The following is a 20,927-nucleotide window of genomic DNA, read 5'->3' on the forward strand; positions in this document are numbered from 1 at the left end:
TCATCAAGTCTGCCCACGACGAGCATCCCTGAATGACGTCGGGCCTACAGCCCTCAACATCTAAAACGAGCGCCTACCTTGGGCGTTGCCCAAGGCTGCAATGATGCCGGACCTTCGGCCCTCAATACTTTCACAAAAGGGAGATGCTCGACCTCTCCACTTTTCCCTGATGGCATTGGTCCCGCATGCGGGACGGAACTCCAACCACGGCGCGAGCATTCGATGAGAGATAGGAAACACTATCTCCCTGTTGGAAGATATCGGCAACGCGGTTCATGCAACAACTTTGCTTCACGCCACATCCGCAGACTGCAACAGACGCCCAACAGCGCCCACAACTCCCAAACCATGAACAAGCGCTCGCACCGGGGTTGGAGTTCCGCGTTTACGCGGCTCAGTCGTGCGTCTCCATCACGTCGATCTTCGGCGAAAGCTTTCCAATACGCCGACTAAAGTCGGTACTCCAACCACGGTGCTCCCTTCAATCGGAGTTATTGCCCATACTCGCGCTGATCCAAATTGCCCCCCAACAAAAAAGGCGCGCCGCTTTCACGGACGCGCCTCAAATGGATTTGCCAACCAACCGAACCTATTCAATCCGCTTGAGCAGCCCCAAACGGTAAGCGCCATTCAGCAGCTTCTGGTTGTCCAGCTCGGCAGTCACGGCATCGAGATAGAGCAGCTTGGGGAAGTCATCCAGCTTGATGGTGTGGATGCTTTCCTTGGACTCCTTGAAAACCTTGTCGAGATCCGCCAGGTCATTGATCACCTGGCCGTTCACTTCGCTGACGATCGCACCACCCACGCGCTCGTAGCCCTGGGTGCTGCGGGTGGGGAGGGCGGCGGCGAGGATCACGATCTTGCGCTTGCCTTCCTTCTCGTAGTCATCTGTGTGCTTGGCCACGTGCACCAGGCGAAGCGGAGCGCTGGTTTCCCAGTCGTTGCCGAAGCTCTGGAGGAACGGGATGGAGAGCTCCTGGAAGATGAGCCCGCCCATGACGAGGAAGTTCGTGCCGCGATCAAACAGATAAGGGGCCACCAGGAAGTCCTTGGGGTTCTTCCGCGTGAGCTTGCCGGTGAGGGTCTGCTCTTTGCCTCCACGGAGGACCTTCACCTTCAGTTCATCGCCCACATAGCTGCTGCCGCGCACGATGTGGCTCATGTTCAGCGTGCCGTACTTGGGATCCTTGTAGTCGCCGCGGGAGTCCACCTTGAAGCCGTTCATCTCCAGGATGATGTCTTCTTCCTTGAGCCCAATCTGCTCCGCAGAACCGCCCTTGGTCACACCGCTGACATACACGCCCTGCTGGTCTTTCTTGAGCCCCAGGTACTCGCGGAACTGGTCGTCCAGCGTGATCTGGAACTCCACACCAAGGCTGGGGAAACCCTGGTACTGGCCATCAGCATTGTCCTTCAGGAAATGCTGGATGATGGGTCCGGGCAGGATCGTGGCGGTCTGGTTCTTGGAATCATATCGCAACAGCAGGCCGGCAAGCTTGCCATCCCGGATGATAGGGAGGGTGAAGCTGTTGGCCTCACTGCGGATGATGCCGATGGTTTCATAGACCAGGAACATGCTGCCCTCGACATTGTAGAGGGAGGTGAGCACCTTGTTGATCTCCATCGGGGTGACGATGAGGTCCCCCACGCGGCCGAGCTGCCAGGTCTGGAGCTTGTCGCCCACCCGGGAGTCGGCATCCACCTTCAGCGGAGTGAGGTCTGCAAAGAAGTCCTTCACAGCGGTGGCGGGTTCGAGGAGTGCGAGGTTGGCCTCGTAGTCCACGGCCTTCACCTTGGCGGGAATCTTCCGGCCGGTGTCGGCCTGTTCCAGCTCGATGTAGGTGGCATCGGCCACGATCTGGCCGGTGACGAGGATCCGATTGCCGTCCAGCAGCACCCCCAGGCCACGACGGGCACCAGGTGAGGACTTTTGCCACGGGATGCGGTAGTTCCAGGGCTGGAAGGTGACGTTCACCTTCACAAGAGCGGTGTTCTTGCCGGCGGCCTCGATGATGGGAGCGGGCCCGCCAGCAGCGACGACCGGAGCCTCCTCTGCAGCAGCGGGAGCGCCGCCGCCAGCACTGCCAGGCTTGGGCATGTCACCCGGGCCGGCCTGGGCCAGGCAGACGCCGCTGGTCAGCAGCGTGAGCGACAGCGAGGTGAAGGTGAGTGTAGCGCGAAAAAGATTCATGATGGATTCTGAGGAAAAAGGTCTGTCAGAAAGAAGGGTAGTGGGGAATCGAGGAAACAAAGCCGGACCTATTCGTCGCCCAGGTAGCTCTCCTCGCTCACGTCATACTTCTGCATGATCACCGGATGCGCGGCATCCGCCAGCTCCCGCTTCAACACGAGCGGGCGGTTCTTCTCCAGAAGCTTGATGACCACGAACTTGCCGTCGCCCTCTTTCTTCTTGAGCGCCTCGGCCAAGTCCTTCATCGTCTTGATCTTCATGCCGTTGACCTCGTCCACGATGCTGTGTTGATACCCCTGGAGGTAGCTGTTCACTTCATCGGGCAGGATGGTGGTGAGGATGACCACTTCCGGACGGTCCTTGAAGATCTCCTTCGTCATGTAGTTGTCGAAGACGTAGTTGACCAGCGGATCGCGGATGGAGTGGGCCTCCATGAGGTTGCGGTTCATCGGCTGGAACAACATACCTGCGTACATCACGTACTTGGGCCGCTGGTTGTACTGCTCACCCAGGGTGAGGTAGGGCAGGTACCGCTTGAGCGTCAGCTCCACGGACTTCTTCTCCCCCTTGCGGAGGATCTCGGCCTTGATCTTGTCACCGGCGAACTTGCGCTCGACCACTTCGTTCATGTTCACCAGCTCGCCATCCACGCGGATGAGGCCGTTGGTGTACACCGGGCTGCCGTCCAGGGAGAGGATGACATCGCCCACCTCCAGCAATCCAGCCGCACAGCTCGCGCCGTCCACATTGGCGACCATGACACCCAGACCGTTGTCCTCGAGCCCGAGGGCCTTGATCTGGGCCGGGTTTTCCACCGGGAAGTCCGTGACCGCGAGATCCATGTAGTGATCATAACTGCCATCTTCCACATCCTTGAGGAAGCGGTTGATGACCGGCACCGGGATCATGTAGCCCACGTTCTGGGCCACGGAGCCACTGTAGCCCTGGAAGGCCACGCCCACCACCTTGCCGTTCTGCAAGACCGGACCGCCGCTGTTTCCGGGGTTGATGGCCGCGTCCACCTGAATGGCCAGGTGCTGGTCGATGCCACTGTGCGAATAGCTCTGGAAGTCGATACGGGACACCACGCCGCGGGTCACGCTCACGCGGTCGCCGCCGATGGGATAACCGACCGCGATCACCTCTGTGTTGAGCTTCGGAATGCCATCGATCTGAAACGGCTTCAGATGCTCGAACGGCTTGGGATCCACCGCCTCGATCATGGCGAGGTCACAGTCATGGGCGATGAAGAGAATGCGAGCCTCGAAGGGCTCGGGATCATTCATCGTCCGGATGATGAGCTTGGTACTATTGCTCACCACGTGTGCGTTGGTGAGGAAGCGGTTCTTGCCCACCAGCCAGCCCGTGCCGCTGCCGCTCGAGGGCCGGCCACCTTGCCACGGGATACGGTAGTCAGGCTGAAGGAAAGCCGCCTCGATGCGCACGATCGCTTCAAAGGGGTCCGCATCGCCCGGCTTGGTCCGGTTTTCCGAATCTGGGGCGGGAGGCGGGGCGGCGGCGGGTTTTTCCTCGCCCTTCAAGGGCAGTACCATGGCCGCAATAGCGATGGCCGGCAGAAGCAGGAGTCTGGACATAATCTTGGGGATAACGCGCGGAAGGAGTCGTCTCAGACAACGGAGGCGCAAGAACTTCCAAAAGTTTTGTTTGTTGAATGCGAAAAAATTCCCGGCACACCCTGCCCTGCAGAGACACGACCATGCGGGACCATCTGGTCGAATACGCCCGTCCGCCAAATCTGGGCACACCGCGATGACTTGCCGGGGCGTCAGAACCTACTTTTTCCCGAAACCAAACCAGCCCTTTTTCTTCTTCTCTTCTGCTGGTTTGGCATTGGAGTCCGCTTTCACCGAGGCACGCCCACCAGGATTCACGGTCATGATCTGTGGGGATCCGGGCGCTTGCTTCACGGTCGTGCTGGCGGGCTCCGGGCCGGGCACCACGGTGGTGAAGTTCAGCGTCGCCGGCTTCATGTTGGGCGCATTCACCACGTAGTCGAATGCCTTGGGCGGAAGGGCCTTGCCCGTCGGGTCGTACTGCCGGATGACGCGTCGGAACACCTCGCTGCGCGTGTTCACGCAGCGCTCCTCAATGAGGCGGCCCAGACTGTCGAAGTAGAATTCCACCCGCGCGATGAGATTGCCTGCGCCATCGTGAATGAGGCCCTGCAACGGATCGCCGTTCTCATTTAGCAAAAACGTCTTCTTCGCGATCGCCACATTCCGGGAGTCGTACGTCGTCTCCGTGAGCTGTCGGCCTGTGAAATCCTTCACCGAATCTGTACGAGTCCCATCCTGGTGCAGCACCGCCTTGGCATGCATGGAGGTATCCACGATCTGCTGGGCCTCCGCCCCGGCGGCGAGGGCGAACCAGACGCCAGCCACGCCCGCGAGCAACGCAGGAAGTCTGGGGGCGAACGTACAAAGGCGGAAATTCATTTCCCGGGGATGCTAGCGGAACGGCCTTCTGAGGGCAAGGACGGGATTTTACCAAGGAATTCAGCCTTTCGTGGCCATGCGGAATCGCCAAAACTGGGCGGTTTCGAGGCAGATATTCGGTTCCCAATGCCCCGGCCCGGCTTGAGACGGGCGGCTCCCCTGCATGAGCAGGCGATCTAAAGCTTGCGCAAAAAGAGCTCCAGCGTCGCACCGTCATCGACTACCGATCCCATGGGAAGATCCCCGTCCTGCGCCTTCTCATGGCGGCTGGAAAATAGGAGGTAGGCGGGGTCCCCTTGCGAAGGATCAAAGATGATCTTGCGCGAGAGCCCCTCCCCCCAATAGAGGTACTGATACTCTGGAGGCACCTTCTTGAAGAGGACACAAGCATCTTTCGGGACCGTTTCGTCGAATCGGCGGAAACGCTCAATCCAGGGGAGGTTTCCCCGACACAGCTGCCACATTCGGTCGGTCTGGTTGAAGATTGAGCCTTCGAAAAAGATGGTCCCCTGGGTGCTGTAGAAGGGACTCGTGTACCGGAAAAAGCCTCCGTTCACACCGCAGAAGACCACAACAACCGTCGCGGAAACGAGGAAAGCCTGCATCATCAGCGGGCCCATCCGGGACTTTCCACGTGGCGACGGGCAGAAGAGGGCTGCGACCAAGGGACCCAGGAAGAGGGAGAGATTAACGAATGAGCGCCCTCTCCAGGGATCGTAGCGACTCGAAGCGGACTGTGCGAGAAGGTAGAGCAGCGCTCCCAAGATGAGAGCGATCACCAGCAATCGGTTGGGGAGTCGGAACAGGGCAATGAAAGCACCTGGCAACATCAGCAAAAGCAGAACGGGACCTGCAAAGGAAAGGTCATCATTGGCGGTCCAGAACAAATCTGGCTGAAAGGGTTGGCGACCTTCTGACATTCCCAGTGTATCCAGACCCGCTCTGGCAGCCAGCGCCACCAGGGGAGCCCGCAGAGACGACTGCCATCGGAGGGTCTCCTCGGTGAGGGGGAACCCATCCAGCCCCACAAAGTGGATGGCATATCTCGCCGTATTGGTGAGGGCTTCTTTCGCGAGCGAAGCCGGGCCGATCGCTGGCAGGATGACAGCTTTTCGCCAGGAATTCGGGCCCATGAAGTGGCCGTATTGGGAGGCATTTTCGTAGTAGCCCGCCGGAAGCACAAACAACACGCCCCCCAAGAGAGCCGTGGCTGCCATGGTGGCCCACCCACTTATACCGAGCGTGGATCGCTTCCCCCACCAGCAGGCCAGAAAGACCGCCCCGAGGGAAGGCAGCAAGAGCAAAGCAGAAGCCTTCGCCCCGCACGCCATGGCCACACAGAGGATCGCCAGCAGCAAGTCGTGAAGTCGGCCCGAGTCAGCCCTCCAACGAATCACAAAATACAACGACATCACCACAAACAGAGTCACCGGCATGTCGAGCTGCGGGGTGACCGAGATCATGATGAAATTGGCCGCCAGACCCGCCGCAGCCGCAGCCGCCAACGCTGGCAACACGCGCCCCGTCAGCATGATCGCAATCCCGAAGAGGCTCAGCAAAGTCAGCCAACTGCAAACGAGAGTCACCAGTTGCACTCCCCACTCTGCCCGTCCCGTCATCAGGTACCCAAAGACCTGCAGGAGGGTGGCACCCTTGAAATGCACGGTCATCGCCACATAGTTGCTCTCGAAAAAGTCCAGCGAACCCTGCTGCAGGTAGCACGCCAGCCGAGGCATGATGTAGGTCATGCTGTCGTGGTTGGCAGGTGCCAGTCTCACCGCTATCAGCAGTTGCGCGATCTGCACAGCGGCCAAGGCAAGGAAGAGCAGCAGGCTGAGCGTCCCGTGAACGGGCGCAGCCCTGAACTCCTCCCCAATTTGACGGAACAAGTGAGCCCACGCAAAACCCTGCCTCTCCGTTTTGCTTTCTGCACCTCCAGACAGGAGGCGCCTGCATAGCCCCCTCCCCAGCAGACAGATCGCGGCCACCACCGCGATTCCCACCAGCCAGGCCATCGTGTGATTGAGCAAGCCCATCCACGACAGGGTGTATCCAACCACAAATATCCCACCCGTAGAATAGGCGACTATCCCCAGGATTTGATCCAGCGGCGCAAGGCCGCTTGCCATTTCGGAAGCAGCCAGTTCCCTGGCTGGAAGGTTCTGTGAAGCGGCCCTTCGAAAAATCGAAAAGGGAATCCAGGGCAACAGCAGCAGCAACACGCCGCAAACGCCAGGCACCGACTGCGCACGGTCCCCCAAACGATGCCAGGCCAGCCACATGCGGGGGCCATCGGCCGAGACAGGCACCCCTGGAGCAGGGCGCAGTAAAATTGATTTTGCCGACACGACGAACCTGGGTCCGTCCCGCGCCTTCAGTTCTTCCCTGCTAGAGACAGGGGCATAGACAGAAATCCTGGAGTCCACCACGGTGCCCGTAGAAACCTTCGCGATGGGAGTGTCCCTGGGTATGGGAAATCGGTAGGTGGTTCCGTCCACCAAGGTGACTTTGTCAGTCCGGAGGGGATCACGCTGCCAGAATGGCGAAATCGGGGCCGCCAAAGGGGAATTCAAAATGAGGAGAACCAACCCTAGAGCCGCGAGGACCATTTTGGTACGAGCACGACTCACTCCGATCACTGACATGGGTCCGATACCCCGATGGCCCTCATTTTTGGCAGTCGGGCTGCCTGCGTTTTCCGGCATAGGAGATGGGCTTGGTGCGACCTTCCGATTTCGGTGAATCAATCTGCCAAACCCTGAGAGACGGCAACAGAATTTCTCTTCAGACGCCGCCTCAAGCACGAAGCGTCGCTACAGCAGGCGAATGCCATCAAGCCTCTGGCCCCTGAGGAATTCAGCGGCAGACATCGGCTTGCGACCTTCAAGCTGCACGGATTCCAGTTCCAGAGCACCTGACCCACAGGTGACCCAGAGTCGCCCCCCCTGCTCCGACACGGTACTGGGATCGCTGTCTGTCGGAGTGAATCCATCTCCCAGCGAAGCCTTCAGAATCTTGAGCTGCAGAGGTCTCTCACCTCCGGGCAGCCGCGCAAACGTTCCCGGCCAGGGCTGGTAGGCACGAATGAGACGCTCGAGCTCTTCGGCAGGCCTTTGCCAGTCCAGATGACCGTGCTCGCGCTCCAGCTTCTTGCAATGGGTGGACTGACTGTTGTCCTGAGGAATCTTGGGAGCATGGCCCGCCTCAATCAAGGCCAGAGCCTTGTCCAGAGATGCAGGAGCCAACTGGGCGAGGCGATCGTGCAGAGACCCGCCCGTCTCATCAGCACTCAAGGGGAAACAGTCCTGTAAAAGGATGGGCCCGGTATCGAGACCTTCATCCATCCACATGATGGTGACCCCGCTCTCTGCGTCGCCTTCTCGAATCGCGGCCTGGATGGGCGATGCGCCCCGATGCCGGGGCAGAATGGAGGCGTGAATGTTCAGGCAGGCCAGGCGGGGCAGGTCCAGCACCTGACGGGAGAGGATCTGCCCGTAGGCCACGACCACAAAGACGTCTGCCTGATACTCCGCCAGTGCGGCCACGTTCTCCGGCGTGCGGAGGCGCTGCGGCTGTAGCACCGGGATGCCCGCCTCCAGCGCACGCACCTTCACCGCGGGCGGCGTGAGCACCTGCTTGCGCCCCACGGGCTTGTCAGGCTGGGTAACCACGGCCACCACCTCGTGGGAGGTGGCCGTGAGGAGATGTTCAAGCGAGGGCAGGCCGATATCGCCCGTGCCCAGAAAGACAATGCGCATGCAGCAGGTAAAAGACGGGACGAACTAGACGCGGTGACTCTGCATGACGGTCCAGGCATCCAGCTCCATGATGCGGCTCAGGATATGGTGCACCACCTTGGCCGGAGGCTGGCCAGCATCAATATCGGTAACGATGTTGCGCCCCGCGTATTTGCCGGAGGAGTAGTAGTCCAGGATCGGCTTGCTCTCCTCTTCGTAAGTGCGGATGCGTTTCTGAATGACCTCATCGCTGGCGTCATCGAAGCGGTTGTCCTTGAGCGCCCGCTTGCGCAGGCGGCGGGCCAGTTCCGCACGGTCCGGGCAGCTCAGGTGAAACACCTGCAGCACGTCAATGTCCTGCTCCATGAACTTGGCCTGCTCCACATTCCGGGGAATGCCGTCCAGTACGAGGAAATCGATGTCGGGCTTGAAGCGGTGAGTCTTGTCGTGGTCGTGGATGTTCGCGCGCCAGAGCTTGACGGTCGTTTCATCCGGCACCAGCTGCCCACGGCTGGAGTAGTTCACGAATTCCTGTCCGAGAGCCGTACGGGTATCAAGCGAGCGGAAAACATCCCCGCAGGCCATATGATAAAATCGCGGGATCGTGCCCAAGACTTTCCCTTGGGTACCCTTGCCACTGCCCGGCGCGCCGAACATCAGGAAGGTGCGGAATTTTTGGAATGGCTTCTCGATTTTCTCTGACATGGAACAGAAACGTAGCAGCGGGAACGCTCCTCACAAGGATCACGAATGAGTTTTCTGCGGTCCATCAGCCAGCAGTGTGGCTGATTCCTCCCATACTCTGGCGGCACTCAGCTCGGCCAAATCACCCGTCTCCTCCAGCAGAATTCGGACGCCAGCGTTCCTGGGGGCCCAGATTGCCGGATCGGTGGGGCCGAAGAGCAACAAGGACCGCACGCCGACAGCGGCGGCCAGATGCCCGATGCCGCTGTCGTGCCCCAAAAAGGCGGCAGATGCCGCCAGCCGGTGCCCCAGCTCCGGCAGCGGAAGCTGGTCCCAGTGCAGAAAATCAATCCCCTGCCAGCCCCTCAAGATCGCGGCCGTGGTGCCCCGCTCAAGCTCAGCTTCCCCCGTGACGAGGGCGAGCCGCCATCGAGGGAAACGGGAAGAAAGTTCCCGCCCTGTGGCGATCCACCGATCCAGCGGCCAGTTCTTCTTCGTCGATCCGCTCCCAGGGTGCATCGCCAGGATGGGGCGGTCCTGCGGCACAGTCACGCTAGGAGCCAAGTCCAGACGCGGAGCGGGATCCTCAAGGTACATCGCAAGTCGCTCCAAGGGACGCGCCAACTGCTCTGCGGCATGTCCTTCCCCTGGGACTACACGATGCGAGGCCTCCAGGAAGGTCTTCACGCCGATGCGCTCCATGTTTCCCCGGAAATAGCCGTCGGGGTCATACAAGTAGCTCACGACGAGGTTAAAACCACGAAAGTACTGCAGCAGGGCCTCGTCCAGGGGAACATTCGGCACAAAGAGCTTGGCCATGGAGACATGCTCCAGATGCCGGGTCGCCTCCGCCAGTCCGCCCGCCAGCGCGAGATCCAGAATCGGCTTGTAGCCCAGGATCTCCAACTGGATGCCGGGGATGCTCTCCCTCAGCAGCTGAATGGCTGGCAGCGTGAGGATGAAGTCGCCGATGGCCCCTCCACGGATGACGAGGACTCGGGGGGCTGCCATGGCTACAGATCGCTTCCGCTCCTAGGAAGAGCAGGTTCTCCTGCCTCAGATCAATAGTTCACCAGCGCCACCACCAGCAGCACGATACCGTAGGCCGCACCAGCCAGGGAGGCCAACTTCCAGCGCCCCGTGGATTTGGTCGCCCAGGTGATCCAATCCCGCATCAGGTAAGGCATGCCCACGAAGAACATGCCGACGATGATCCAGACGTAGGCGAGGATAGGGAGCAACAGACGGCTGATCTGCGGCTGGAGAAAGGCGGCGTGCAGCACCGGCGACGCCGCAAGGAGCATGAGTGTGCCGAGAGCGCGTACCGCCAGAAACTCAGGCACATACATGACCACCAGCGCGAAGGTGACTGGCAGGATCATGAGCAAGTACCGACGGAAGGTGAAGAACTCGCCCATGTCCATATAGGCGGCGAGGAAGAGGCTCCAGACCAGGCAAACGCCCAGAATGACCACGCCCCAGGTGCGGTTACGCGGGAAGCGCCGGGCGATGGCGATCGAGGCCTCAGCGTTCCACCAGGCAAAAAGGTGAGACAAGGCCAGAGCCAATCCCAATACAATGCCGGTAACCTTCAGCGACAGCCCTGAAAAGTCGGGGTTCTGATGGAAAATCCAATTGTAGAGCTCCTGAAGATTCATGCGGGGCGTCGGTAAGGCAGAAGGCGGGCGGTCTAGTTCGCCAGAACCGCTTCCCCGTAAAGGGTGAAGTTTGCGAAATCAGTCACATGAACGTCAAAGATCTGGCCCGTGAGGCGTTCTGCCGGGCCCTCGAACACGACAATCTTGTTGGTGCGGGTCCGGCCGACCAGGCGGGAGGCATCCGTCTTGCTGGGCCCTTCGCAGAGGATCTCCACCTTGGTCCCGATCAGCGGCACGTACTTCGCCTGGGCGTGGGTGTTGATCAGCGCCAGGAGGTCCTGATTGCGCTCCTCTTTGACCCGCTCAGAGAGCTGGAGGGCGTCATCCATCTCCGCCGCCGGGGTGCCGCGGCGCTTGCTGTAGCGGAAGATGAAGGCATTCTCAAACTGCACGCGGTCACAGAGCGCGCGGGTCTCCTGGTAGTGCTCTTCCGTTTCACCGGGGAAGCCCACGATGATGTCCGTACTGACGGCAATGCCCGGGCGAGCCGCGCGGATGCGGGCCACAAGATCCTCAAACTTGGCTGCACTGTACGGGCGGTGCATCTTCTTCAAGATGGCGTCCGACCCGCTCTGAAGAGGCAGGTGCACATGCTCCGCCAGCTTGGGAAGGTAGGTGAAGGCGTTGATCAGGTCCGCCTTGTAGCCAATCGGGTGCGGGCTGGTGAAACGGATGCGCTCGATGCCTGGCACCTCATGCACGCCTTCCAACAGCTGGACGAAGGGGCTCTTGCCATCCTTCATGGGAAACTCGTGACGGCCATACAGATTCACGATCTGGCCCAGCAGGGTCACCTCCTTGATGCCCTGGTCGGCAAGGCGTCGCACCTCCTCCACGATCTCCGCAATCGGCCGGCCTCGCTCGCCACCCCGGGTGTAGGGCACGATGCAGAAGGTGCACTTCATGTTGCAGCCCTGCATGATGCTGACAAAGGCCGAGGCCTGCTTCTCCTTCAGGATGTGGTCCCGGATCGCGTTCTGGGAGGAAGTCTCCTCCTCCACGTCCACGATGGAGAATTTCTCGTCGTCCATCTGGCGCTCTTCCTTGGCGCGAACGATCTCCTCCACATACTCCACCACGCGATGGTACTTCTGGGTACCCACCACGAGGTCCACCTTCGCGGTCTTGAGGAGTTCCCCGGCGCGACTCTGGGCCATGCAGCCCATGAAACCCGTCACCACATGGGTGCGCTGGCGGTGGATCTTCCGCAACATACCCATCTTGCCGATGGCCTTCTGCTCCGCCTGATCACGCACGGAGCAGGTGTTGATGAGCACGACATCCGCCTCCGGCTCCTCCCGGGTCATGGTATAGCCGCGCTCGATGAACATCTGCGACACCTGCTCGGAGTCGCGCTCGTTCATCTGGCAGCCATAGGTCTTGATGTAAACTTTGGGCATGGGGAATGGGGAGCCGGGAGGATACGCCCGGAGAAGTCGGGAGGCAAGTGGCGTGCGTGGAGGGGTGGGGGCAGTTGGCAGTTGGCAGTTGGCAGTTGGCAGGCGGAGGGCGGAGGGCGCAGAGCTGTATGGGCACACCTTGAGTGGCAACGCGCTCCACGCGCAGGACGCTGCGGCATGCCATTTCACAGGATCACTGCTCCGATTTCGATCGGTTGTTGACGCTGTAGGGCGAGCGCCCCGTTTGCCGCGAACGGCCCCTCACTTCTCTTCCCGCCAAAACAAAAACGGATGCCCCAGTGCGCTTGGGCACCACGGCATCCATTTGAAAAACGACTGGCGGGAGAATTACAGCGAATTGCGGCGGCGCTTCACGCGAAGCTGGGCCGTGGAGCGCTGAATGCTGGCCATGACGGTGGCGAGCTCTTCGCCGCCGATGTCCTGCGAATGCTTGAGCTTCTCGACCGTTTCTTCGGCACGCTTGAGGGCCTCTTCGACGGCCTTCTCATCGATGTCGCTTTCAGCCATGGCCATGTCCGTGAGGACGGCCACGCGATGTCCGGTGATCTCCACGAACCCGGTGCCCACCGCGAGGTGCTGCACAACACCTTCCTTGGTGTAGGCCAGCTCGCCGGGATTCAGGGCGGTGACGAGGGGCACGTGAGACTCGAGCACTCCCAGTTCACCTTCGCTGCCCGGAAGCACGACGGTGTCCACCGTATCAGAGAACACGCGCTTTTCAGGAGTGACGATTTCGAGCTTGAGGGACATCTGGAAGGGAAGGTGGTCGGTTTGGACGCGGAAAAGGGAGAAACGAACCGGGTTTCAGCCGGGGAGGGATGCTCCGCGCGCTTGAAACCCGGCTTGAGGAAACAGCACTAGGAGCGCTTCACCTTGTCGATGCTGCCCTTCATGTAGAAGTTGGCTTCGGGCACGTCGTCCCACTTGCCTTCAAGGATCTCAGCGAAGCCACGGACGGTGTCTTTCACGGAGACGTACTCGCCGGGGGTGCCGGTGAACACTTCGGCCACGGAGAACGGCTGGCTCAGGAAACGCTGAAGCTTACGGGCGCGGTACACGGTGAGCTTGTCTTCGTCGCTCAGTTCATCCATGCCCAAGATGGCGATGATGTCCTGAAGGTCCTTGTAACGCTGAAGCACGCGCTGCACGCCACGGGCGACGCGGTAGTGTTCCTCACCCACGATTTCCGGGGCAAGCGCCTTGGAAACGGAGGAAAGAGGATCCACGGCCGGGTAGATGCCCAGCTCAGCAAGGGAACGCTCAAGCACGACGGTGGAGTCGAGGTGGGCGAAGGTGTTGGCAGGAGCGGGGTCGGTAAGGTCATCCGCCGGCACGTACACGGCCTGGAAGGAGGTGATGGAACCCTTCTTGGTGGAGGTGATGCGCTCCTGCATGGCGCCCATTTCGGAGGCCAGCGTGGGCTGGTAACCCACCGCGGAGGGGGTACGGCCAAGGAGAGCGGACACTTCGGAACCGGCCTGGGAGAAACGGAAGACGTTGTCCACGAAGAAGAGCACGTCCTGGTTCTTCTCATCGCGGAAGTACTCGGCCATGGAGAGGGCGGAGAGGGCGACGCGCAGACGAGCACCGGGAGGCTCATTCATCTGGCCGTACACAAGGGCCACCTTGGACTCCTTGAGATTGTCCGGCTTGATAACGCCGGAGTCGATCATTTCATGGTAAAGGTCGTTCCCTTCACGGGTACGCTCACCCACGCCAGCGAACACGGAATAACCACCGTGGCCCTTGGCGATGTTGTTGATGAGCTCCATGATGACCACGGTCTTGCCCACACCTGCACCACCGAAGGCACCCACTTTACCACCCTTGGTGAAGGGGCAGATAAGGTCGATGACCTTGATGCCCGTTTCGAGAATCGTGGCGGAGGGGTCCTGGTCGACCAGCGTCGGAGCCGGGCGGTGGATCGGATAACGCTTGGTGGCATTGACGGGGCCTTTCTCGTCCACCGGCTTGCCGGTCACGTCGAAGATACGGCCGAGAACTTCTTCACCGACAGGAACGCTGATGGCAGCACCGGTGTCACGCACGGCCATGCCCCGGACGAGACCTTCGGTGGTGGTCATGGCCACCGCGCGCACCCAGCCGTCACCGAGGTGCTGCTGGGTTTCGAGCACGAGGGTGGTGTCGCCGCCGTAGAGCTTGTAGTCAATCTCCAGGGCGTTGTAGATGGCGGGAAGCTGGCCCGCTTTGGAAAAGTCGATGTCCACGACGGGTCCGATGACCTGGGCGATGCTACCGATGTTATTGCTCATGTTGTTCCTTTGGAAAAATGTGGGTGGTGGGGAGGATGACGGGGCGGGGCGGGATCAGGAGGCTATTCCAGCGCCTTCATGGCGGTGGTGATTTCCAGCAGTTCGTTGGTGATGCTGGCCTGGCGCAGTTTGTTGTACTCGAGCGTCAGGTCCTTGATCATCGACTTCGCGTTGTCCGTGGCGCTCTTCATGGCCACCATCCGCGAGCTGTGCTCGGAGGCACGGGCTTCAAGAATCATCTGGTACACCATGTAGTCGATGTACTGGGGAAGCACCTGGTCGAAGACCGCAAGCGGGTTGGGCTCGAAAAGGTATTCCTGGCCGACAGCGGCGGCGACTGGCGGAACGTCCGCACCCATGCCTTCAAAGTCCTTGGGCTTGCCGATCGTGACGGGGCTGACGGGAAGAACGGTTTCGATCAGGGGCTCCTGGCGGAGCACGTTGACGAAGTTGGTGAAGGCGACCTTCACGCGGTCATACTTGCCGTCCAGGAACTGCTGGATCAGGAAGCGGGAGACCGGGCGGGTTTCAGCGAACTTGACCGGATCCTTCACACCGAAGTCGGCGACCAGATTCTTCTTCAGCTTGCCGAGCGAGTTGCGCAGCTTGCTGCCCACGGTGATGAAAGCCACATCGCCACCCTTGGTCTGCTCGATAACTTTGCGCAGGAGGTTGGTGTTGAGGCCGCCGCAAAGACCTTTGTCGGTGCTCACCACGAGGATGAGTTCGCGATTGCCTTCGCGTTCTTCCAGAAGGGGGTGGACGAGGTCACCCGTCTTGTCCTTCAGGCTCACAAGCACCTTGTTGAGCAGTTCCGCGTAGGAGCGGCCGGCCAGGGCCTGATCCTGGGCGCGCTTCATTTTGGAAGCGGCCACGAGCTGCATGGCCTTGGTGATCTGGGCCGTGTTTTTGACCGACTTGATGCGTCGGCGAATGTCGCGGGTGCTGGGCATCTGGGGTGTTGCGTTCCGGTGTCAGGATGGCGGGGAGCGGCGCGGGCGGGACCTCCGCCCGGCGGCGGGCCGGGCTGGCTTGGGCTTACTTCCAGCTGGCTTTGAAGTCAGCGAGGGCGGTTTTCAGTTCCGCCACGATGTCTTCCTTGAGCTCCTTCGCGTTGCGAAGCTTGTCGAGGTAGGAGGACTTGCGGGTCTCAAGGAACTCTTCGAACTTGGCCTGGAACTCCTTCACGCGATCCACTGCGACGTCATCGAAACCGCCGTTCTGCATGGCCCAAAGAATGGAGGCCATGATTTCAAGGGACTTCGGATTGTACTGGCCCTGCTTGAAGAGCTCCACAATGCGCTGACCGCGGTCGAGCTTGGCCTTGGTGGCGGCGTCGAGGTCGGAACCGAACTGGGCGAAAGCGGCGAGTTCGCGGAACTGGGCGAGGTCGAGCTTGGTGGTACCGGAGACCTTCTTGATGGCCTTGGTCTGGGCGGCGGAACCCACGCGGGACACGGAGAGACCCACGGAGATGGCCGGACGCACGCCTTGGTAGAAGAGGTCGGTCTCAAGGAAGATCTGGCCGTCCGTGATGGAAATCACGTTCGTCGGGATGTACGCGGACACGTCACCGGCCTGCGTTTCAATGATCGGCAGAGCCGTCATCGAACCGCCACCTGCGGCGTCGGAAAGACGGGCGGAGCGCTCAAGAAGGCGGCTGTGGAGGTAGAACACATCGCCGGGATAAGCTTCACGGCCGGAGGGGCGGCGGAGCACCAGGGACACCTGGCGGTAGGCGACAGCGTGCTTGGAAAGGTCGTCGAAGATGATGAGAACGTCTTCGCCCTTGTCCATGAAGTACTCACCCATGGCGCAACCAGCGTAAGGGGCGAGGTACTGGTTCGTGGCGGAGTCGGCGGCGGAGGCGCTCACGATGATCGTGTAGGGAAGCGCACCGGCGTCTTCAAGCGTCTTGATGACGCGGGCGATGTTCGCCTGCTTCTGGCCGACGGCGACGTAAATGCAGATCACGCGCTTGTGGCCCTGGAGCTGGCCTTCCTCGGCGGCCTTGTTCTGGCGGGCCTGGGAGATGATGGTGTCCACGGCGATGGTGGTCTTGCCGGTGGAGCGGTCACCGATGATGAGCTCACGCTGGCCGCGGCCGATCGGGATCATCGCGTCCACGGACATGATGCCCGTCTGAAGGGGCACGCTCACGGACTTACGCTTAACGATACCAGGAGCGATCTTCTCAACGGGGTAGAAGGCGTCGCCTTTGATCTCACCCTTGCCGTCGAGAGGCTGACCGAGGGAGTTCACCACGCGGCCCAGAACGCCGTTGCCCACTGGCACTTCGAGCAGACGGCCCGTGGTCTTGACTTCGTCACCTTCCTTGATGTTCAGACCGTCACCGAGAAGAATCGCACCGACTTCGGTTTCTTCCAGGTTGAGTGCCAGGCCGTACAGACCGCCGGGGAACTCGATCATTTCGTTGAGCATGACATCGCTCAAACCTTCGATCTTGGCAACGCCGTCGCCGATTTCCCGCACCACGCCCACATTGGATCTGGTGACGGAAGTCTTCAGTCCGGCGATTTCGGTTTCAATCTCCTGGAGGATGCTGCTCATAACGTGTTCTGGTGTTGGATCAAAGGATCAAATTGACGGGGCTGGGCGGGGCGGAAGGGAACGAATCGGAGGGAATCGTTGACGGGATGGGGCTAGGCGAGGCTCTGACGGAGGGCTTCCAGCTTGGCGGCGACACTGCCGTCCCAAACGTGGCTGCCCACTTTCACACGGAGACCGCCGATGAGAGAGGGATTTTCAAAAAACTCCAGGGTCAGGTCGTCACCATACTTTTTCTGGAGGTCCACACGAAGCTGCTCGCGCATTTCGTTGGAGAGGCGGGAGACGCTCTCGACCACGGCCGTGCGTTTCTCCGTCTCAAGGCGCACGAAGCGCTGGAAGGCCGTGAGGACGGCGATGTAATCGCGAGGCTTTTCCTCGGCGACGCGCTTCACGACGCGCTTCACCCGGCTGTTGTGGAGACGGCCGCTGGAGTCCACACACGCGCGGAAGAGCTGGCGGGCTGAGCGAAGGGCGTCTTTGCTGATCTTCATAACCGGGAGGGAGTGAAAGGAGGAGAAGCGAGCGAACCTTGAACCTTAGAGAGAGACCTGGGCGGCGGTTTCGCGGTTGATGCGATCCTGGTCGTCGTTGTTGAGGACCTTGCCGGTGACGCGGGAGGTGGCATCCACGACCATGCGGCCGAATTCGCGCTTGAGCTGGGTGACGAGCTGCTCCTGTTCGAGCTGGGCGGCTTCGCGAGCCTTGGCGATGATGCCGGTGGCTTCGTTGACGGCTTCCTGGCGCTTTTTCTCAGCCAGGATGTTGGCGCTTTCGCCAGCTTCTTTGATCAAGCGGCCTGCTTCGTCGTCGGCCTTGGTGACGATGGCTTTCGCGTTCTGCTCAGCAGCAGCGAGGTCGCGGGCGATCTTCTCAAGCTTGGCTTCACCGTCAGCGATCCGCTTGCGGCGGGCTTCCAGCATCGCAAGGATGGGGCCGAAGGCGTAGCGACGCAGGATGAAGACCACGATCGCAAAGATGATGATCTGGGCGATCAGGTGGCCCCACTGGAGCCCGAACTGGTCTGTGATTGCCGAAACTGCCGACGCTGCCGCGATCATATGAAAGCCTGGTTGAATGAGTAAGGGTGGGGAAGGGGCGGGAAAAGGGTGGCGGAGGCGAGCTCCGCCACCCGGAATCTGAAGGACCAACGGCAGCGATTAACGGCCGCCGAAAGCGATGATCAGAGCGTAAATGGCGATAGCTTCTGCCAGCGCCATGCCGATGATGCCAAGGGTCATGATGTTGCCATAAGCGCCGGGGTTACGGCCGACGGCTTCAACAGCCTTGCCACCGATCATGCCGATTGCGATAGCGGCACCAGCACCGGCAACGCCGAGGGTAAGGCTGCCATTCACGCCGGTCACTTTGGCAAGTTCAACTGCGGAGGGAGCTGCAGCAACGGCGGCTTCAGCAACGGACATAAGTTCCATCATCATAGTCTTAGTAGGTATCGTGTTTCGTTGTTACTACCGCCGCCCGCAGTCATAGCCACGGTCCCGACGGCAAAGGGGTTTATCAGTGGTGGTCGTCGTGCTCCTCGTCGTGGGCGGTGGAGAGCAGGATGTACACTGAGCAAAGGAGGGTGAAGACGACCGCCTGGAGGAGACCCACCAGCAGTTCCATGAAATAGAAGGGCAGCGGGATCAGGATGCTGCCGATGAAATTGATGACCGGATGGGCCCCATGCAGGATGGACATCATCGTGTGCAGGAGGGTTTCACCAGCGTAGATGTTGCCGTAGAGTCGCAGGGAGAGCGACATGGGGCGGAAGGCGATGGAGACCACCTCGATGAGGCCCACAAAGGCGAAGATCACGCCCATCATCAACATCATGATGCCCTTGAACTTGCCCTTGGGCGCGAACATGTGCTTGAGGAAGCCGATGACGCCCACCTCGCTGATTGTCAGAATCAACCAGACGATCATGAAGCTCAGCGCAATGCCGAGGGTCATGTTAAGGTCAGCAGTGGCCGGACGGAAAAGCGGGGCATGAACCGAGGAGAGCGTCAGATTGCCGCTGCCCTGGCCCCAGCCGATGGTGCCCACGCCAGGAATCAGACCGAACCAGTTCGAGACCAACACAAACATGAAGACGGAAGCGAGCAGCGGGAAGGCGCGCTTGGCGACCTTGGGCCCGATGATGTCCTCAACTTTGCCGTACAAGAACTCGACCACACCCTCGAACCCGTTCTGCCAGCCATGCGGGATGAGCTGCATGTTGGAAGTGGCCTTGCGGGAGACCCACAGAAGCACGCCCAGCACGATGCCGGCGAGGAGGAAGGAGTTCGTGAAAAAGGAGAGAGTGCTCTTCTCGCCGAAGAGCGAAATTGCGTACGGACTCACACCTTCTGCCAACAAGGGAGGCAGAATGAAAAAGGATTCAGAAACGTGCGACATATACTGGAAATCCGAGGCTCGGCTGAGAGAAGGGCCACTTATTAAACCGACCCTGCAATTTCCCGCAAGATTTATTTGTGAAAAATTTCACAAAGTCCGTCCCATGGGGCTTGGAGCGCGATTTAACCGATTCTTATGCTCGTCGCAGCCAGTCTCAATTGTTGGCGATTTTGGGTGAATTTTATGGCACTGGCAAGCTCAGTAATTGAAACACTTCGCCAGTTTTTCTCCTTGCTCTCGGACAGGTTCGAGGCGAGTAAAGCAGCCCTCTAGACGCGCAGGTAGCTCAGCGGTAGAGCGGCTCGCTTACACCGAGTTGGTCGGGGGTTCGATCCCCTCCCTGCGCACTCTTTTTCCAAGCCTGAAATGGCGTCTGGGGCGGTGCGGCGCGATCCTTCTGACCGGAGATTTCAGGCGCTCTGAGGGCGATATTTTGAGCGATGCCGCCGATGAATGGCGGCGGTGGAAGCTGGTCGCCTGTCACCAGTCAAAAGACGCCCAATGTCTGATCCCGCTGGCGGGACTGTGGGGCCATTGGGACATCCGGTCTCCGATCTCGCTCCCGGGAAGTTACAGGTGCTCAGGGCTTTTCACCGCAAGTTGAGCTCCCCGGACGCCGTTGCACTTGGCGGAAACTCCCCTCCCCCCCTGTGCCAGCGGCCTCCACGGCCACCGCCTCCTCAAGACTCCGCTCACCATGCACCGCCGCATCGCTTTCTGCCTTCTCACCCTCGCCCTCGGCTTCACCCTGCCTCTACGCGCGCAGGAGAAAGCCCCCTCTCCGCCGGAGGGGTTCACCGCCATCTTCAACGGCAAGGACCTGAGCGGATGGAGCGGCAGCGAGAAGTACTGGTCGGTGGAGGAGGGTTGCCTCACGGGCGTGACCGATGGCAAGCTGGACTACAACCGCTTCATCACCTGGAAGGACGGCAAGGTGAAGAACTTCGAGCTGCGGGTGAAGGTGAAGGTCACCACCGGGGGCAACAGCGGCCTGCAGTATCGCGGCCAGGAGCGCCCGGACCTGGGCGAGTGGGTGGTCACGGGATATCAGTGCGATGTGGTCCCGGCGCGGGACGATTACAACGGCATGCTCTACGAGGAGCGCGGTCGCCGCATCCTCGCGCACACTGGCGAGAAGGTGATCATCGATCCGCAGGGCCAGCCCTGGGTGGTGGGCAAGCTCCCCATTCAAAAGTTCCCCGCTGAGACCTGGCATGAGTACCGCATGCTTGTGCAGGGGAACCACCACCAACACTGGATCGATGGCGCCCCCACCGTGGATGTCATCGACCTGGACGAAAAAGGCCGCGCGCTGGAGGGCGTCATCGCCGTGCAGGTCCATGTCGGCCCGGTGATGAAGATTCAATACAAGGACTTCTTCGTGAAACACCTGCCCACAGACCTGCCACTGCTCAGCGCTGCGCAGGCACCGATTCCGGCGGAGGCGGTGAAAGTTGTCCCGCAGGGCGGCAAGCCGAAGAAGGCTGCTACAGATGCCCCCGCCAAGTGAGTGCAATCGTCACGCCCCCGCCCGCGCTT

General features: G+C 60.6%; 18 protein-coding genes and 1 tRNA gene. 2 read left to right on the plus strand and 17 right to left on the minus strand.

The features are described 5' to 3' along the window. Positions 1 to 589 precede the first annotated feature (589 nt). The 17 genes from BV034_RS32200 to atpB all read right to left on the minus strand — a co-directional run bounded on the left by BV034_RS32200 (position 590) and on the right by atpB (position 19,334). Positions 590 to 2,191, minus strand: coding sequence for a PDZ domain-containing protein (locus BV034_RS32200; RefSeq protein WP_050031040.1), 1,602 nt, complete (start codon positions 2,189 to 2,191; stop codon positions 590 to 592). Between the two features lie 68 nt (positions 2,192 to 2,259). Next, positions 2,260 to 3,786 (minus strand): trypsin-like peptidase domain-containing protein, encoded by a 1,527-nt coding sequence (locus tag BV034_RS32205; RefSeq protein ID WP_050031041.1) that lies wholly within the window; start codon positions 3,784 to 3,786, stop codon positions 2,260 to 2,262. Between the two features lie 198 nt (positions 3,787 to 3,984). Next, positions 3,985 to 4,647 carry a hypothetical protein gene (locus BV034_RS32210; protein ID WP_265593716.1) on the minus strand — a complete coding sequence of 221 codons (663 nt, stop codon included), beginning with the start codon at positions 4,645 to 4,647 and terminating at the stop codon, positions 3,985 to 3,987. 176 nt (positions 4,648 to 4,823) lie between these two features. Continuing rightward, on the minus strand, positions 4,824 to 6,776 hold the full coding sequence (locus BV034_RS32215) for a glycosyltransferase family 39 protein (protein WP_265593717.1): 1,953 nt from the start codon (positions 6,774 to 6,776) through the stop codon (positions 4,824 to 4,826). Positions 6,777 to 7,460: 684 nt separating this feature from the next. Then, positions 7,461 to 8,405 carry a methionyl-tRNA formyltransferase gene (gene fmt / locus BV034_RS32220; protein WP_050031044.1) on the minus strand — a complete coding sequence of 315 codons (945 nt, stop codon included), beginning with the start codon at positions 8,403 to 8,405 and terminating at the stop codon, positions 7,461 to 7,463. A gap of 24 nt (positions 8,406 to 8,429) precedes the next feature. Continuing rightward, positions 8,430 to 9,089 (minus strand): nucleoside monophosphate kinase, encoded by a 660-nt coding sequence (locus BV034_RS32225; protein WP_050031045.1) that lies wholly within the window; start codon positions 9,087 to 9,089, stop codon positions 8,430 to 8,432. Positions 9,090 to 9,128: 39 nt separating this feature from the next. Then, the gene (locus BV034_RS32230) at positions 9,129 to 10,079 is read right to left on the minus strand and encodes a glycosyltransferase family 9 protein (protein WP_050031046.1); all 951 of its coding nucleotides are present in this window, start codon (positions 10,077 to 10,079) and stop codon (positions 9,129 to 9,131) included. A 50-nt stretch (positions 10,080 to 10,129) separates the two neighbouring features. Beyond that, entirely contained in the window at positions 10,130 to 10,726 is a 597-nt protein-coding gene (locus tag BV034_RS32235; protein WP_050031047.1) for a hypothetical protein, read from the minus strand. 32 nt (positions 10,727 to 10,758) lie between these two features. After that, positions 10,759 to 12,126, minus strand: coding sequence for a tRNA (N6-isopentenyl adenosine(37)-C2)-methylthiotransferase MiaB (miaB, locus tag BV034_RS32240; RefSeq protein ID WP_050031048.1), 1,368 nt, complete (start codon positions 12,124 to 12,126; stop codon positions 10,759 to 10,761). 348 nt (positions 12,127 to 12,474) lie between these two features. Then, positions 12,475 to 12,897, minus strand: a complete 423-nt coding sequence (gene atpC, locus BV034_RS32245) for an ATP synthase F1 subunit epsilon (RefSeq protein WP_050031049.1) — start codon at positions 12,895 to 12,897, stop codon at positions 12,475 to 12,477. 107 nt (positions 12,898 to 13,004) lie between these two features. Beyond that, positions 13,005 to 14,420: a F0F1 ATP synthase subunit beta gene (gene atpD, locus BV034_RS32250; protein WP_050031050.1), complete on the minus strand. Its 1,416-nt coding sequence runs from the start codon at positions 14,418 to 14,420 to the stop codon at positions 13,005 to 13,007. 62 nt (positions 14,421 to 14,482) lie between these two features. Beyond that, entirely contained in the window at positions 14,483 to 15,373 is an 891-nt protein-coding gene (atpG, locus tag BV034_RS32255) for an ATP synthase F1 subunit gamma (RefSeq protein ID WP_050031051.1), read from the minus strand. 85 nt (positions 15,374 to 15,458) lie between these two features. Then, positions 15,459 to 16,991 carry a F0F1 ATP synthase subunit alpha gene (gene atpA / locus BV034_RS32260; RefSeq protein ID WP_050031052.1) on the minus strand — a complete coding sequence of 511 codons (1,533 nt, stop codon included), beginning with the start codon at positions 16,989 to 16,991 and terminating at the stop codon, positions 15,459 to 15,461. Between the two features lie 92 nt (positions 16,992 to 17,083). Beyond that, positions 17,084 to 17,482: a F0F1 ATP synthase subunit delta gene (locus BV034_RS32265; protein WP_050031053.1), complete on the minus strand. Its 399-nt coding sequence runs from the start codon at positions 17,480 to 17,482 to the stop codon at positions 17,084 to 17,086. A gap of 45 nt (positions 17,483 to 17,527) precedes the next feature. Beyond that, a complete protein-coding gene (atpF, locus tag BV034_RS32270) occupies positions 17,528 to 18,049 on the minus strand; it encodes a F0F1 ATP synthase subunit B (RefSeq protein WP_050031054.1) in 522 nt (173 codons plus the stop codon). Between the two features lie 99 nt (positions 18,050 to 18,148). Then, positions 18,149 to 18,412 carry a hypothetical protein gene (locus tag BV034_RS32275; protein WP_081888299.1) on the minus strand — a complete coding sequence of 88 codons (264 nt, stop codon included), beginning with the start codon at positions 18,410 to 18,412 and terminating at the stop codon, positions 18,149 to 18,151. 94 nt (positions 18,413 to 18,506) lie between these two features. Further along, positions 18,507 to 19,334, minus strand: coding sequence for a F0F1 ATP synthase subunit A (gene atpB / locus BV034_RS32280; RefSeq protein ID WP_265593719.1), 828 nt, complete (start codon positions 19,332 to 19,334; stop codon positions 18,507 to 18,509). 329 nt (positions 19,335 to 19,663) lie between these two features. On the opposite strand from atpB, the gene BV034_RS32285 reads away from it, so the two are divergent. Next, positions 19,664 to 19,735, plus strand: a tRNA-Val gene (locus BV034_RS32285). Between the two features lie 350 nt (positions 19,736 to 20,085). Further along, positions 20,086 to 20,898: a DUF1080 domain-containing protein gene (locus BV034_RS32290; protein WP_081888310.1), complete on the plus strand. Its 813-nt coding sequence runs from the start codon at positions 20,086 to 20,088 to the stop codon at positions 20,896 to 20,898. Positions 20,899 to 20,927: the final 29 nt, after the last annotated feature.

It is taken from the genome of Verrucomicrobium sp. BvORR034 (assembly GCF_000739635.1).
GTDB lineage: Bacteria > Verrucomicrobiota > Verrucomicrobiia > Verrucomicrobiales > Verrucomicrobiaceae > Verrucomicrobium.